This window comes from Salinirubellus litoreus (genome assembly GCF_037335815.1).
GTDB lineage: Archaea > Halobacteriota > Halobacteria > Halobacteriales > Haloarculaceae > Salinirubellus > Salinirubellus litoreus.
This window is the reverse complement of the sequence record NZ_CP147841.1, coordinates 1,626,320-1,640,054: the sequence shown is the minus strand read 5'-3', so window position 1 is coordinate 1,640,054 and position 13,735 is coordinate 1,626,320. Positions and strand designations below refer to the sequence as shown.

Sequence of the window (13,735 nt, the reverse complement as noted above, 5' to 3'; positions counted from 1 at the left end):
GACGGCGAGTCGGTCCGACGTCCGACCCGCCGGTCGAAACCCACAAGCGAGGGCCCCGCAGAAGGGGGGTATGGACGTCCTCGGCCGGTACGAACCGCTGGTGGACGACGCGGCGGCGCTCCGCGCGGCGTGCGAGCGCCCGCTCCCGTCGGTCGTCCGCGTCAACACCGTCAAGGCCACCGCCGAGCGGGTCAGGCGGGCCTACGACGACGCCGGCGTCGGCTACGAGCCCGTCGACTGGCACGAGGGGCTCCTCCGGCTCGACGGGGAGAATCCGGGGAACTCCTGGCCGTACGTCCACGGCTGGGTGTACGGCCAGGAGGAGGTCTCGGCGGTCCCCGCGGAAGTGCTCGGTCCGGAACCCGGCGAACGGGTGCTCGATGCCGCCGCCGCGCCGGGGAGCAAGACCACGCAACTGGCGGCGCTGATGGACGATACGGGACTCCTCGTGGCGAACGACAACAACCTCGGTCGGCTCTCGGCGCTCCGGTCGAACGCCGAGCGCTGTGGCGTTACCAACACCGTGGTCACCAAGGGGGACGCGCGGAACTTCTCGCTGAAGCCGTTCGATCGAGAGCCATTCGACCGTGTGCTCGTCGACGCCCCCTGCTCGTGCGAGGGGACGATACGGAAGAACCCCGACGCGCTCGACGAGTGGACGCTCTCGCACGTCGAGGGGATCGCGGGCGTCCAGAAGGGTATCCTGAAGCGGGCGGTCGAGGTGACACGGGAAGGTGGAACCGTGGTCTACTCGACCTGCACGTTCGCACCCGAGGAGAACGAGGCGGTGCTCGACTACGTGCTCGGTGAGCGCGACTGCCGCCTCGTCGAGTTCGACCTCCCCCTCGAATCCTCGCCCGGCGTCACGGAGTGGGAGGGCGAGTCGTTCGACCGGAGCGTCGAGCGCGCCCGCCGGATCTACCCACACCAGAACGACACGGGCGGGTTCTTCTGTGCGAAACTGGAGGTGGGGGCGTGACGACGGCGGTCAGCGGTCGATCGGAGGTGGGCGCGTGAGCGAGAACCGCTCCCACGTCTTCGAGCGTCTGCCCGCCACCTCCGGGGAACGCGAGGTCGAGGGACGGCCGAGCCGCGAGGCCGTCGTCGAGTTCTGGATCGACCGGTACGGCCTCCCGGAGGACGCGTTCGACGGCCACACGTTCTGGGAGAAGGGCGCGGGAAAGGTGTGGGCGTTCGCGGCCGACCTGCCCGCGCCCGCCGAGGTCGAGGCGCTCGGGATGACGTTCCTCCGGACCCGCCAGGAGCACTGGAAGCCGACGACCGACGGCGTCCAGCGGTTCGGCCGCGAGGCGACGAGGAACGTCGTCGTCCTGGAGGAGGACGAAGCCCGCCGCTTCCTCGCCGGCGAGACCCAGGACCTCCCGAGGTGGGACGGCGACTGGGGCTACCTGATCGTCGCCCACGAGATCGCCGGTGACCGCGAGCCGATCGGCGTCGGGCTCTACCTCTACGACGAACTCCGCTCGCAGGTGCCGAAGGGCCGGCGGCGGGAGTTCTGATCGATTCCCACCGCCCACGCACGCCGCCAACTGATACGGACTACACCAGTCCGTATGAATCGTGTTGAACTGGACACGAATCGTACCGATGTCGGTGGTCCCGTCCGGCAACACGTTCGAAACGTTCGCCGAGGCTGTCAAGAATATGGACGCCTTGGTCGATAAAGCAGTGTTCCTTTGTGACTTGGTGCCTTATGACGTGGTAAGGTGGTATGAATTCGGAAGGTCGATCCACTCACCGAAGGAGCCCAGTCCAACCAGTGTGACCTTTTGTGATGGCATCCGTGGCGACGTTCCATCCGCTTCTGGCCGTCGCCTTTGACGTCCGGCTTCGTCTCGGAGGAGTTGCCGTACCCGGAGCCATCGAACCCCTGGATGGTTGTGCGTGACGTCGGAGCCATCGTGACGCGGCGGCCCGTACTTGGACGACACTATGTTCTCCAGCGGGGGACCCCCTCGCCCGACCTCTGGTGGGTTCAGGTCGACCGTGAGGTCCCTATCGAAGCTGACCACGAACGCCGGGCCGTCACTTCTCCCGCAGGACGCCCCCGCTCAACCCCTCCCACTCGACCCGGTAGCCAAGCCGCGAGAGGGCCGCGCTCGCGTCGTCGATACCGTACTCGTCGAGGACGGCCTCGGCCTCCGTGAGCGACATTCCCGCGTCGATCCGGTCGGCGAGTTCGTCGAGTATCCGGGGGCGGACTAGCGTCCGGCCCACCAGTTCGTGTTCCGGAAAGTCCGCGTCCTCGACGGCCGACTCGCTGACGCCGTACTCGGCGGCGAGGGCGGCGAGCGTCGTCACGTCCGTGTCGGGATCGAGTTCGTCGGGGAGGTTCGCGGCGCTCTCGGCGACGAGGCGGTCCTCGTAGCTCCGGAGCGCGTTCCGGACGTCCCTCACCCGGACAGTCCCCCGGTAGGGGATCGCCCCGTCGGTGAGCGCCTCCACCTCCTCGCCCACCCCCAGGGACTCGTCGACGGCGACCAGGAAGGCGACGTCCTCCAGGTCGCCGAACCGCGAGAGCTTCTTCTCGACGTACTGCGGCGTCCAGAACCCCATGATCTCGAAGAAGACGCGGAACCCGCCGTGTGCCCAGTCGAACGCGAAGTCCGGAATGACGACGTGCTCGCCGGCGGCCAGCGGTTCGGGCTCGCGGGTCAGCGCCCAGTCGAGGTCGAGCGACTCGAACCGGGTGGCGAACTCCGCCTCGACGGCCGAGTCGTACGTCGGCTCGGCGACCGGCTCGGTGCCCGGCACCGATACGTCGCCGGTCGAGAGCCGGAGGGTGCGCTCGGTCCCGCGGTCGTCGACCGTCGCCTCCAGCGTCCACTCGCCGGTCGCCGCGACCGTCCGGAGCAGCCGGGCGAAGCGCGTCCCGTACCGGCGCGACCGGCGGAACAGCGCGTCCGGACCCGTGACGACCACCTCGCGTCCCTCGGGGGTGCGGCGGATCTCGTAGAGCAGGCGGAGGCGTTTCACGGCCGAAACCAGCCGTTTCGGGTCCGAGGAGCGGACCCGGACCTCGGTGGCGTCGAACAGCGCCGTCTGGGCGAGCGAGAGGTCGTACTGTTCGACCAGTTCGTCGGGGGTCCACCGCGGCTCGAACGACGCGAGGATCTGCCGTGCGCCGAGGTCGGCGTACAGCGCCTCGTCGATCTCGGGAACGTCGACCCCGAGCCGGTCGGCGGCTCGCGAGAGCGCCGCCTCACGCTCGGAAGCGGTGACGACTCCGACAGCTTCCCCGGCCTCGAAGGCCACCTCGCGGGCCCGTTCGGGCTCGATCGGGGCCCGCGTCTCGAACGTCGCCTCGCGCTCCAGGAGTTTGGCGAACCCGCGGACGAGCTTGAAGTCCGGCGCGTCCGTCTCGACGGCGGTCAGGGCCTCGTCGAGCTCCTCGCGGGCGTGGCCGACGTGCCCCTGAAAGACGCCGACGACCCGGGCGGCCGTCTCGCGGGCCCCCGGCTCCTCGCGGGCGAACTGCGGGTGGTACCCCCCGCCGGCGCGCGACACCCGGAGCAGGTCCTTCGTCAGCACTACAGGGGGTAGTCAGTGGGGGGACAAAACCCCGACGGGGGATCGACGAGCGGGGGGAAGGGAGCCCGGCCGTACCGTACGGCGGCCGGGCGAAGACACATCAACGACGGCGACGTCCGGGCGGGTATGGTGCTCGACGCCGAGGTCCCCGATCCGCCGTCGCTCCGCGGTCCGCAGTCGCGAGGCGAGTACGAGGCCATCGACATGACCGATCAGGAGCCGACCGACGACTACCGCCGCGAGGAGCTGGAGGGCGTCCTCCGGGACGGTGCCTGGCAGGACGCCTTCGAGGAGTGGGCGGAACACACGCACCTCACCGACGCCGAGTTCGAGGGAGCGGTCGAACTCGGCCTGATCGAGCGGTTCGACCTCTACTGGGACCCCGCCACCGACGAGGTCGGCTACCGCGCGCCCACCCTGAACGGGGAGGAGCGCGAGGCGTTCGACGACCCTGACGGGGTCGACGCGGAGCTCGACTCGCTCGGTCGCGTCGTCTCGGAGACGCTCGAGAACGACTACCTCCGCCGGGACGAGAACGACTTCGGGTTCTTCGCCGACGACTACACCGGAGAGGAGCCGCCGGAGGAACGGTAAGCCGACCGGTTCCTCCCGCCGTCCCGGGGATCACCGCACGATCACAGTATCGGGAGCGGGCGGGGTGCCCGGATCGGAGAGTTCCCGCCCGGAGGTAGGCGTGACTGGAGGCCTTGCCTCGGCGTGGTGAGGGTTCAACTGCGGGGGCCCGTCACGTCGGGTGTGACGACAGTCGACCTCACCGACGCGGACCTGGCGCTGCTCCGCGATCTCCGGGGGGACCGGCGGTCGACCCCCGACCTCGCCACGACGGTCGGGAGCGACGAGACGGCGGTCGAGGAGCGGCTCTCCGAACTCGCCGACAACGCGCTCGTCGACGAGCGCGAGGGCGGATACGAGCTCACCGAGAGCGGCCGTCGGGTCCTCGAGTCGCCGGGCGACGGCGACGCCGACGAGCGGATCGACACCCCGCCGGCCATCGAGCACGAACTCGTCTCGTTCGACCTCGTGCCCGACGCGGAGGCGGCGGTCCGAAACGCGTTCACCGACCTCCGCACTCGGGGACGAGCGACGCCCGAGGAGCTACGGCGACGGGTCTTCAGCGAGGACCCGGCCGGCTACGAGGACCCCGAGCGGTGGTGGAGCGAGCTGGTGGCCGAGTACCTCCCCGACCTCCCCGGCGTCTCGATGGACGGCTCGACGCTCCGGTACGAGGAGGAGGACGGCGGGACCCCGCCCGGGTGAGCGGGCGGCGGTGGGGGAGCCGTCACTCGGTAGATTACCGTCGGTCCTCACCCGCGTCGGGGCTCTCGCCCGTCCCGTCCGTGACCGTCTCGACGTGACCGGTGGCAAGCGGGTCGATGCCCTCGGGTTCCCGCTCGGGGTCGGCGAGCACCGCGAGGAACTCGGCGGCCCGCTCCTCGCCGATCGCCATCAGTTCCCCGATGAACTCGGGGTCGCGGTCGAGTTTGGTCGAGTGGCCGTAGCCGGAGCCGAGCGCGATCCGCCTGACCGCCGTCCGCGAGAACGACTCGGTCGGGAGGTGTCCGGCCTCGATCCACTGGTTGATCCACTTGATGAACCGTAGCTCCTGGTTGAGCGAGATGTTGCCCGAGAGCTCGTTCCGGCGGTCCGCGATGTCGACGAGCGACGTCGGCGTCTCCTCGCGCACCTGAGGGTTGATCTGTATCACCCAGAGTTCGTCGGGCTTGCGGTCGGCGTCGACGGTCATCAGGTCCATCACCGGCGGGTTCTGGCTGAACAGGCCGTCCCAGTGGGCGTGTCCGTGGAGTTCGACCGCGGGGAACAGTTCGGGGACGGCCGCCGAGGCCAGCACCGCGTCGGTCGTGACCTCCCCGTCGACGAACGTCTCGAAGACGCCGCCGTTCACGTCGACGGTACCGACGACGAGCTTCGGCGCGCCGCGTCCACAGAGGTCGGGTATCGCCTCGAAGTCGATGCGGGATTCGAGCACCTCCGCGATGCGCTCCTGGCCCATCCGGGAGAAGGGGTTGCGGTAGGGCGAGAGGCTCGCGGATGGGAAGCCCGCGTTGTACCAGCGTGTGGCGGCGACGAGCCAGTCGTTCGCCACCCGTTCGGAGGGGGTATCGGCGGCGAGGTCGGCCCACAGCGAGTCGAGCAGGTCGACCGCCTTCGTCTCGTCGGCAGTGACGAGGCCGTACCACACCGCCAGCGCGTTGAACGCCCCCCCGGAGGTGCCGGAGATGCCGACGAGTTCGTGGCCCTCGGGCCACGCGGAGAGGAGCCCACGGAGGACGCCAGCCGTGAACGCGGTGTGGCTCCCGCCACCCTGACAGGCGATGGCCACACGGGTCGGTCGGTCGCCGTCGCCCCGGTCGCCGCCATCGCCGCGGTCGTCGTGGTCGTCGCGGCCGCCGCCATCACGTGCGCCGTCCGCGCCGTCCCCGAGCGGTCCGTCCGCCATCAGTCGTACGTGTGGACGTAGCCGCCGTCCCAGAGCAGGTCCGCGCCGTTGAGGTGCCGGCCGAACGCCGAGAAGCCGAAGGCGAACAGGTTGGCGACCTCCACGGGTTCCATCATCGTCTTCGTGCGGGCCTGCCCGAGCATTACGTCCTCGACGACCTCGCGCTCGCCGATGCCGCGCTCGCGGGCCGTGTCCTCGATCTGGTTCACCATCAGCGGCGTGAGCACGTAGCCGGCGCTCACCGAGAACCCGCGGAGGGTGCCCTCGCCCTCGGCGGCGATCGATCGGGTGAGCCCCGTGAGCCCGTGTTTCATCGTGATGTAGGCCGCCTTGTCCTTCGTCGCGTACTGGCCGTGGATCGAGGACATGTTGCCGATCGCGCCGACGCCGTCTCCGGTGGCGCGGATGTGTGGCATGACGTGTTTCGAGAGCATGAACGGCGCTCGGAGCATCACGTCGTGGAGGAGGTCGTACTTCTCGGGGGGGAACTCGGGGATGGAGGCGATGTGCTGGAGCCCGGCGATGTTCGCGAGGTACCGGACCGTCCCTTCCTCGGCCGCCGAGTCGACGATCCGCTCGATGTCGCCGTCGTCGGTGAGGTTCCCGACGACGTGGGTGAAGCTCCCCGGGAGATCGAAGTCCTCGGCGATGGCGGCCGTCTCGGCGAGCCCCTCCTCGTCCATGTCGGTCCCGACGACGGTGAGGCCGTTGGCCGCGAGGACGACCGCCGTCGCCTGGCCGATACCGGAGGCCGCGCCGGTCACCAGCGCGACGTTGTCGGTCGTGTACCGGTCGTCGGGCAGGACCAGGAAGTCGTCGGGCGTCAGTTCGGGCGCGGTGAGTTCGAACTCCTCGTCGCTCATGTGGACGGCGACGTGGCGACGAGGTTTAACGCCATCGCGGCGGGCAGGAATCACGCGTGCGTCGGCCCGGCGGCGCAGGTACTTGTGGGAGGGGCTGGAACCGCGCGCATGGACGATCGCCGCGTCGGCTCGGGACCTGACCCTGCGTCACCGACGGAATCGGGCGACTGCGAGGCCGACGAGCGCCGGCCGAGCAGGACACCACCACCGCCAGCGGGACCGAACCTAGCGCCGCGGCCAGGAAACCGAACACGACGACGACGAATCCGACAGCGCTGTTCGTCACGTCCCCTCCTCCGCTCGCACGCGCTTCAACGGATCGCTGACGGATCGCGGGCCCCGCTACTCATCGCCGCCGTGCCGCGACCCGCTCCTCGGCCGTCTCCCCGGTCACGAGTTCGTAGAGGACCGCCCGGCCCCCGTCGGCCTTCGGCCGGAGGACACGTCCGAGTCGTTGCGTGAACTCCCGCTCGCTTCCCGAGCCCGACAGGACGACCGCGACGTTGGCATCGGGGACGTCCACGCCCTCGTCGAGGACGTTCGCCGCGACGATCCGGGAGTAACGCCCGTCTCGAAATCGTTCGAGGATACGGCGTCTCTCGCTCGCGGACGTCTCGTGGGTGTAGACGGAGTTTGTGCTAATACATGAGCAGGACGTCAATGGAGGTACCCACCGAGATAGGAGGCAGCCTGTGACAGTATTCCAAGCACCAGTAGCACTATTCCGACGATACGTATTCTCCTGTCTTCTGCTCTCTTCACGTCGTTCAGATGTCCTTCGATAAGTTCACCAACGATCACATCTGATAATGGGTCAGAATTCTCTCTTTCAGCAAACTGAAGTTGTATCTCTCCACCCCTCTCCGGCCGCCTGTTAATGCGCGTAACATTCCCAGGAGCATTTAAGTATTCTTTTAGAAGATCCGACAAAATATGATCTGTATCTGAACTACTATCAACAGATATGAAATTATTTCGGAATAGCATTCGTTTCTCCTCATCCAACCGATCCTCTTTCCGTTTATATTCTCCATACGCTTGGGAGAAGAGAAAAGATTGAGGGGAAAGAAAATCGGGGATGGCTATCAATGCTGCGCCGATAATATCCAAGATCAACCCCCCTACACCGAGTAATAGCTGTGTCTCAGGAGAAAGAAGTGGTGTGCTTTGCGCACCCGGTAGCAACATCTATCTATCTAATAAGTTGAGCTCGGACTGGTTCAGTTGTAACTCCTTTTCTTGGGTTAAGTCATCGTCCAGTATCGGGTATACTTGTTCAAATGCTTCTTCGACCCCGTGGTGAATTCGGAATTCCAACTCGGGACCGTCCAAGGGGACCGGATCAATATCGGGAAAATGCTCCCATCGTCGGGTGACTGTATCGCCGCTCCTTACGTCTTTCCAGCTGTTCGCTTCAATCCATAACTGAGACTGCTCCTTTTTGATCTCGGAAATTATGTTTTTTGAAATACCGTTGTCCCCGGTCCAGGAAAGCCGAATACTGTTTCCACCCCAGGGGTAGCGGATGATCGGATCTGCGCTTAAATCGTGTGATTCTATCAGGCTTTCATATGATCCTTCAACGTAGTCTAATACCTCCTCGTATTCTTGACTTGACATCCCTACATCTCCTCCCAGTCACTATTGTTGAAGTCCCAGATACCGAAAACCCAAATAGGATCTGAAACTGCAACCTCAACTCCGTTCCCCCCTCCGTTTCCACCCTGTGGTTGGATCGGCACGGGGCCGTATTTGAATGTCGGCATCATAACATCGGGTATCGGCCCAATTCGAAAGTCCGGTGAAGAGCCAATATTTAAGTCGTTGTTGGCACTTTGGGCTTGAGAATATCTTCTGGTAGCCCAGAGTGTTTGGTTTGAGTTGATAGATTCAATTTTCCGCTCGGAATCCAGTTGGGACTTTTCTTGTGGGTCGTCGGTATATCGATAAAACCAGTCAGCCATATGTTATCACGTGCCCTTCGTGAAGCCAGGGCCGTAATGATATATTATCTTTTCGCCAACTCTTTGCAGGGCTACCTCATAGATTTAGTTTAAATACCCGATTCAGATAGATGCTCTCAATATCCTCATAGTAGGCATGGAGGTAGTGGTCCATGCCCTCCCGACCCACGCCGCTTTCCATGCCCTGCTTGTCTCCTCGCATGTACTTCACCAGTTCTCGATTGAGGTTCTGTTTCACCCGCCACCACGTTGTAAAGTAGTGTCGGCCGAAGTGGCTTGTCACCGCTCGGTGTTGTGGTGTCTCGTCGTACTCTGGCCGGAAGTGCCCATGCCAGACGTCATTTATTGCCGAATCACCCAGTCGAGCATGCCTCTGCTTCGATAGGAACAACCACGGCCGATTACTGGCCGGACGGATCAGGAGATACCGACGGAGTACCTGTCGCAGCTCCTCGTCAAGCGGGAGCACCCGTGGTCGCTTCGACTTGTTTCCCATGCGGTCGTGCGGAATGTAGATGGCGTTCTCACGACCCTCAAGATACTCGCTGGTACCCAGCTCGGGATAGAAGGCTCGGATCTTCTCGTCAACGAGGCTGATTTCGGTGAGCTTGATGTTACAGAGCTCTGTCGCGCGGAGGCCGAGCTTTAGTTGCATCACCACGACCGCCTGATCCCGGATGTGGTGGATCCCACCCACGACCTCACGAAGGCGTTCGAGTGGAATGTTCGGCGGCGACTTCTTCTGGGGATCCGAGAGAGACACCTTCTTGCGGGCGGATGAAATCGGGTCGAAGTCGTCGGGGTGCGGAAGTGCGGCCTCATCCTGCCAGTGCTCGTAGATGCGCCCCATCTTCTGGAGCTTTGCTCGGATCGTCCCGGGTTCGTTCTCCCGCTCGTCCTGAAGGTACTGGATGTAAGCCAGCGCGTGTTGTTCATTCGGGCATGCCGGATGGCGATCGTCCCGTCCCATGACCTCGCACCACTGTTCCCACATCTGGCCGTACTGGGAAGTCGTGCTCGGAGCTGGATCGTTCGGTTCCACGATTTCGGTCATGAACATGCCGAAGAGGTCGGGATCTTCCTCACGGAAGATCGGTTCGTACTCCGCGAGCGGGTCGAGTGTACGACCGAATTTGCTCGCCAGCGCTTCCTTCGCGGCATGTAAACTGTCGCCCTCCTGCTCGGGGTCGGATGGGTTGCTATCGGACATCCTCTATTACATACGTCCACATACGTCTGGTGTTCGGTTCGTGAGCGGCGGCCATTAGGACCGGATGATATCGATGTGGGTGTTCGGTGTGCCACAATAACCAGTCGTAGAACTGCTTGAGATGTGTCCAGTACGTACTGTAAATGGTCCGCATAGCATTTATCTCCATCATCATCTCGATGTACGCCTCAACGTCCTCTGGTCTCGCGAGAGCATGGTGGCGGTTGCGTTTCATCATGTGCTCCTTCCACCGTCTCCCACCACGGTCCACTCGTGCCCGGTGGCTATCCGAGGAATTCTTGTCTACCTGTCGAGCCTCGAACTCGGACCATGTGTCTCGGTTACGGTACGCGGCTGCGTGATTTTCGAGCCGGTGTTTAGCCGGGACGTCTTCGAGCCTCTGATAGACACCCATACGTTCTCGGGGATCCGCCGGGATTTCGATCGGCCGGCGATTGCCATCGTGGTTCACGGGAGCCCCCCTGACACGGCTCCCGCTACCCCACATGGACGAGCAGGTATGCCGTAGCACGGTGAGGAGCCGGCAGCGTACTCCTCCGCTCTCCCCAAAGCCGTTTTTATACCGCTCATTGTTCGTCCATTGGGTAGTACTCCCCCTCAGGATTACTCCGGAGCTGGTGGCCTTCAAGCTCATCGAGGTGCCGAGAAGCCCGTTCAGGGATGGTCTTACCGAGGTGTTCTACGATCTCCTGGTAGGTCGCACCAGGATTAGTGGCGACATATGCTTCGATTTCGGAACGTTCGCCCTCATGTACGCGGTCTTCGAGCATTCCGACCCGATCGCGGGCACGCTCCAGCTCGGCTTTGAGGTCGTTCCGTTGCTCGCGGAGTTCGAGACGGGTCTCGTCAGGGGTCGGAGTCGCCTCGAACTTCTTCCACCCCGCCTCTACCATCGACATCATGAACTCCGACACCGACATGTCCATTGACTCGGCCCGCCGTTTCCACTCCCCGTATTGGACTTCCGAGGGATAGCACATGGCGGGCTGGGTTTCGTCTTCTTCCATGTTGTTACATTGTTTTCCACAGGTGCGCGTTCCCGATGCGCTCGCTTTCGATCCGTTCGTTTTCTTTCAGCTCGCTCAATCGCTTGTAGGCAAGTTCGTAACTGCAACCGACATGCTCGGCAACAGCTTGTGTCCCTGCCATGCCGCCCTCGGCTTCGATCGCCTCAACGAAGGCGGTCAGCGGGTACTGTTTCCGACTACTTTCGGGTTGGTCGTCCTCGTCCATCACCTCCGTACAGCTACCTGTATACAGTTAATACCGTATAAATTTACAGGCTCCTGTAAAGAAGGGCCTTACATGACTACCAGGCCCTCAGTCGTGTAGACCACTACCACGGTCGGACCGGACAGATCGACATCCCAGGTCCGCAGGTCGGCAGCAGTCAGAAAGACCATGACACCGAGCGGGTCGCCCGTGAAATCGCGGGCGAGATCGATTTCCCGTCGCTGGAGAACGGGCTCTTCTTGCTCGATGCCGAGGTCTGTTTCGCCGACAGCCCCTGGCTGACCTGTCCCGTTGGTCATTCACTCTCACCACGTTGAGGCCGACCCGTCTCCTCGTGGACCTTGATCGTCGCGTTGCGCACGCTGGTCCAACCGCGTCTCTGCAAGGGTCTGAGCCGGGTCTTTTTTACCAGCTCTTCAGACTTCCCGTGGAACTGTGCTAACTCGTTCTTGGCGAGGGCTGCCTCGATCGTACCATCCGGTCTCGAGTTCTCCAGTAACCAGAGGTACGTCTCTCGGAGGTTTTCGTCACTGGGGACGCTGTGGTCCTCGCTCATTCGCTCGGGAAGGCGCTCCTTCACAGCGGCTCGGACTACCTCCGTCTTGGTGACGCCCGTCGAGTCGCTGAGTGTGTCTAACTGCTCCATCAGCTCCTCGTCAAGCCGGACATTGAGCTGCGGCCGAGGATCCTCCTCTTCGAACGTCATCGGCCCCGCCTCCAGTTCCCGGCCTGAGTTGCGGCTCCGACACAGGTGCTCGTGTCTATCGAGTGGGCTCGCTCGATAGACTGTGAAATAGAGGGGTTGTGGTCCCTCTTCCGTCCCCGGATCAACCTCCATTTCGAGTGGAACCATCCCGCCGCAGCCTTGCGATTTTCATATCGAGGTGAAAATCGGTCGCTGTACTGCGGTTTTCGACCACCGTTTCGACTCGACGGTATGGTGATAGCACACCCCCCGCCGGGGTTACGAAGCTGTAGGCGGAGGGGTGTTCGGCCGGTCGGACTCGGACCTCGTGGTCCGGCTGCGTTCGGGGGTCGACCCGACACAACTGCACCGGTCGTGACGTTGGGGCCCGGCCTCGGAGCTACCCCCTCGGGACAGGCTCCAGCTTCGAGGGACGCCCATAACTGGGCGACATTCCCATCAGGATTGAACGTTTCGCTCGGAGTCCTGTCGCTCCTTCCGGGGCCCATCAAGGTAGTGTGCCTCCTCGTGACACCAAGCGGGCCGGTCACTTTGTCTCCAGTGGCCAAGCGTTCTGGAGGTGTCGTGATTCGTTGTAGTTCCATCGTCGTGTCGTGTGCGCAGGGGCTGTTGCGGCCGAGCACAGTCGACGAGAGCGGAAGCTGATGAACGCTTATACCGTCGTCCCACCAACACGAGGATGGGTTCAATGGAGCGTCCAGCGAGCCCACTATCGTCGTGCCGTGGCTCGGGCCGGGGTCGGGCCAGACGGGTCCAATCGTACGGGCCTGACCACGGGCGTTTCGCGGCACGGCGTAGTTCTGTCGTGACATGTATCTCTTATTAGGTGTCTGTGTTCGTCCACCGTCCCTTCATGAAGTCGTCTGACCGACTCATCCGAAGGTCGGACCGGGACGATGTCGGGGTATTCTCCGCACGCCCCGTCCGGCGGCTCTGTTTGAGCACAGGGATCCCGTCCGGATTCTCCGTGACGTAGTAATCGAGCGCCCGACGGACGAGCTCCGAGCGGAACAAGCCCTCGGACTCGGCCGCAGCTTCGACTGCGACCTCCAGCTGTTCTGGTATACGCGTGCATACAGTTGTTTGCGCCACGATTGTTCCGATGGTCTCGATGGTTAAATATGTCCAATAAAGAATTATTTCCCGGATCGGTGATTTTATTCCATACCTCTCTCAAATAGAAATCATGGACCCACGCGGGAACATCCCGACTGACCAGGCTGCCGAGGAACTTCGTCAACAGTGGAGCGATCGGACCGATACCGCCGGCCGTATTTTTCAGGTCGTCCTCGGCATCAGAGAGCCGACCTCGCACCGAGCCATCGCCGAAACAGCGTCCTGTTACCCGAAAACAGCCAAAAAGCACCTCGATCTGCTCGCCGACATAGGGGTGGTGAATGCCGAGTCACGAGGCTACGCACGCAATACGGCGTACGTCGAGTGGTGGGAGGCGGACCACATCGCAAAGAACCTCTCGGTCAAGGAGATAACTGATCGCGTCCGCGATCTGGAGGAACGTCGTGACGCCTACCAAGCCCGCTTCGAAGCCGACGATCCGAGGAATATCACAGTGATCGAGGAGGGCGAGCCTATGCACGAACAGATGGAGAAACTCCGTGAGTGGAGCGGGATCAAACGAGATCTTCAGGTGTACGAACTCGCCCGACAGCTGGTTCAGAACGACGGCCGGCTCATCCCGAGGTGATC

The 13,735-nt window shown here is 63.5% G+C and carries 16 protein-coding genes and 1 pseudogene; 5 read left to right on the top strand and 12 right to left on the bottom strand.

The genetic code is table 11. The features are described 5' to 3' along the window. Positions 1–70: 70 nt before the first annotated feature. Both WDJ58_RS07985 and WDJ58_RS07980 read left to right on the top strand, forming a co-directional pair. On the top strand, positions 71–979 hold the full coding sequence (locus WDJ58_RS07985) for an RsmB/NOP family class I SAM-dependent RNA methyltransferase (protein WP_338917142.1): 909 nt from the start codon (positions 71–73) through the stop codon (positions 977–979). Between the two features lie 34 nt (positions 980–1,013). After that, positions 1,014–1,520, top strand: a complete 507-nt coding sequence (locus WDJ58_RS07980; RefSeq protein WP_338917141.1) for a DUF7122 family protein — start codon at positions 1,014–1,016, stop codon at positions 1,518–1,520. A 526-nt stretch (positions 1,521–2,046) separates the two neighbouring features. Here WDJ58_RS07980 and WDJ58_RS07975 read toward each other — a convergent pair. After that, complete coding sequence (locus WDJ58_RS07975) at positions 2,047–3,552, bottom strand: DUF790 family protein (protein WP_338917140.1); 1,506 nt, start codon at positions 3,550–3,552, stop codon at positions 2,047–2,049. A gap of 126 nt (positions 3,553–3,678) precedes the next feature. Here WDJ58_RS07975 and WDJ58_RS07970 point away from each other — a divergent pair, with 126 nt between their 5' ends. Both WDJ58_RS07970 and WDJ58_RS07965 read left to right on the top strand, forming a co-directional pair. Continuing rightward, positions 3,679–4,146: a hypothetical protein gene (locus WDJ58_RS07970; RefSeq protein WP_338917139.1), complete on the top strand. Its 468-nt coding sequence runs from the start codon at positions 3,679–3,681 to the stop codon at positions 4,144–4,146. Between the two features lie 162 nt (positions 4,147–4,308). Then, positions 4,309–4,830, top strand: a complete 522-nt coding sequence (locus WDJ58_RS07965; RefSeq protein ID WP_338917138.1) for a hypothetical protein — start codon at positions 4,309–4,311, stop codon at positions 4,828–4,830. Positions 4,831–4,864: 34 nt separating this feature from the next. Here WDJ58_RS07965 and WDJ58_RS07960 read toward each other — a convergent pair whose 3' ends face one another. The 11 genes and pseudogenes from WDJ58_RS07960 to WDJ58_RS07910 form a co-directional block, all read right to left on the bottom strand. After that, positions 4,865–6,031 carry a patatin-like phospholipase family protein gene (locus WDJ58_RS07960; protein WP_338917137.1) on the bottom strand — a complete coding sequence of 389 codons (1,167 nt, stop codon included), beginning with the start codon at positions 6,029–6,031 and terminating at the stop codon, positions 4,865–4,867. Then, on the bottom strand, positions 6,031–6,894 hold the full coding sequence (locus WDJ58_RS07955; protein WP_338917136.1) for an SDR family oxidoreductase: 864 nt from the start codon (positions 6,892–6,894) through the stop codon (positions 6,031–6,033). The genes WDJ58_RS07960 and WDJ58_RS07955 overlap by 1 nt, the downstream gene beginning before the upstream one ends. Before the next feature lie 346 nt (positions 6,895–7,240). Then, positions 7,241–7,516, bottom strand: a pseudogene (locus WDJ58_RS07950) (helicase-related protein); the annotation flags it as partial. Between the two features lie 35 nt (positions 7,517–7,551). Then, positions 7,552–8,004, bottom strand: a complete 453-nt coding sequence (locus WDJ58_RS07945; RefSeq protein WP_338917135.1) for a hypothetical protein — start codon at positions 8,002–8,004, stop codon at positions 7,552–7,554. A 78-nt stretch (positions 8,005–8,082) separates the two neighbouring features. After that, positions 8,083–8,514 (bottom strand): hypothetical protein, encoded by a 432-nt coding sequence (locus WDJ58_RS07940; protein WP_338917134.1) that lies wholly within the window; start codon positions 8,512–8,514, stop codon positions 8,083–8,085. A 2-nt stretch (positions 8,515–8,516) separates the two neighbouring features. Next, a complete protein-coding gene (locus WDJ58_RS07935; RefSeq protein WP_338917133.1) occupies positions 8,517–8,858 on the bottom strand; it encodes a hypothetical protein in 342 nt (113 codons plus the stop codon). 76 nt (positions 8,859–8,934) lie between these two features. Next, a complete protein-coding gene (locus tag WDJ58_RS07930) occupies positions 8,935–10,068 on the bottom strand; it encodes a tyrosine-type recombinase/integrase (protein WP_338917132.1) in 1,134 nt (377 codons plus the stop codon). A gap of 587 nt (positions 10,069–10,655) precedes the next feature. Then, positions 10,656–11,096: a hypothetical protein gene (locus WDJ58_RS07925; protein ID WP_338917131.1), complete on the bottom strand. Its 441-nt coding sequence runs from the start codon at positions 11,094–11,096 to the stop codon at positions 10,656–10,658. A 4-nt stretch (positions 11,097–11,100) separates the two neighbouring features. After that, complete coding sequence (locus WDJ58_RS07920; protein WP_338917130.1) at positions 11,101–11,322, bottom strand: transcriptional regulator; 222 nt, start codon at positions 11,320–11,322, stop codon at positions 11,101–11,103. Between the two features lie 68 nt (positions 11,323–11,390). Then, positions 11,391–11,621 (bottom strand): hypothetical protein, encoded by a 231-nt coding sequence (locus tag WDJ58_RS07915; RefSeq protein WP_338917129.1) that lies wholly within the window; start codon positions 11,619–11,621, stop codon positions 11,391–11,393. Continuing rightward, a complete protein-coding gene (locus tag WDJ58_RS07910) occupies positions 11,618–12,028 on the bottom strand; it encodes a ribbon-helix-helix domain-containing protein (protein WP_338917128.1) in 411 nt (136 codons plus the stop codon). Before WDJ58_RS07910 ends, WDJ58_RS07915 begins: the two co-directional genes overlap by 4 nt. 1,186 nt (positions 12,029–13,214) lie before the next feature. Here WDJ58_RS07910 and WDJ58_RS07905 point away from each other — a divergent pair. Next, positions 13,215–13,733 (top strand): DUF7342 family protein, encoded by a 519-nt coding sequence (locus tag WDJ58_RS07905; RefSeq protein ID WP_338917126.1) that lies wholly within the window; start codon positions 13,215–13,217, stop codon positions 13,731–13,733. Positions 13,734–13,735: the final 2 nt, after the last annotated feature.

Bases quoted from the DNA above. Each gene is read 5' to 3' on its own strand.
- WDJ58_RS07940 (WP_338917134.1), bottom strand. From the start codon at position 8,514: ATGTCAAGTCAAGAATACGAGGAGGTATTAGACTACGTTGAAGGATCA.
- WDJ58_RS07935 (WP_338917133.1), bottom strand. From the start codon at position 8,858: ATGGCTGACTGGTTTTATCGATATACCGACGACCCACAAGAAAAGTCC.
- WDJ58_RS07910 (WP_338917128.1), bottom strand. From the start codon at position 12,028: ATGACGTTCGAAGAGGAGGATCCTCGGCCGCAGCTCAATGTCCGGCTT.
- WDJ58_RS07930 (WP_338917132.1), bottom strand. From the start codon at position 10,068: ATGTCCGATAGCAACCCATCCGACCCCGAGCAGGAGGGCGACAGTTTA.
- WDJ58_RS07920 (WP_338917130.1), bottom strand. From the start codon at position 11,322: ATGGACGAGGACGACCAACCCGAAAGTAGTCGGAAACAGTACCCGCTG.
- WDJ58_RS07985 (WP_338917142.1), top strand. From the start codon at position 71: ATGGACGTCCTCGGCCGGTACGAACCGCTGGTGGACGACGCGGCGGCG.
- WDJ58_RS07915 (WP_338917129.1), bottom strand. From the start codon at position 11,621: ATGACCAACGGGACAGGTCAGCCAGGGGCTGTCGGCGAAACAGACCTC.
- WDJ58_RS07970 (WP_338917139.1), top strand. From the start codon at position 3,679: ATGGTGCTCGACGCCGAGGTCCCCGATCCGCCGTCGCTCCGCGGTCCG.
- WDJ58_RS07905 (WP_338917126.1), top strand. From the start codon at position 13,215: ATGGACCCACGCGGGAACATCCCGACTGACCAGGCTGCCGAGGAACTT.
- WDJ58_RS07955 (WP_338917136.1), bottom strand. From the start codon at position 6,894: ATGAGCGACGAGGAGTTCGAACTCACCGCGCCCGAACTGACGCCCGAC.
- WDJ58_RS07960 (WP_338917137.1), bottom strand. From the start codon at position 6,031: ATGGCGGACGGACCGCTCGGGGACGGCGCGGACGGCGCACGTGATGGC.
- WDJ58_RS07925 (WP_338917131.1), bottom strand. From the start codon at position 11,096: ATGGAAGAAGACGAAACCCAGCCCGCCATGTGCTATCCCTCGGAAGTC.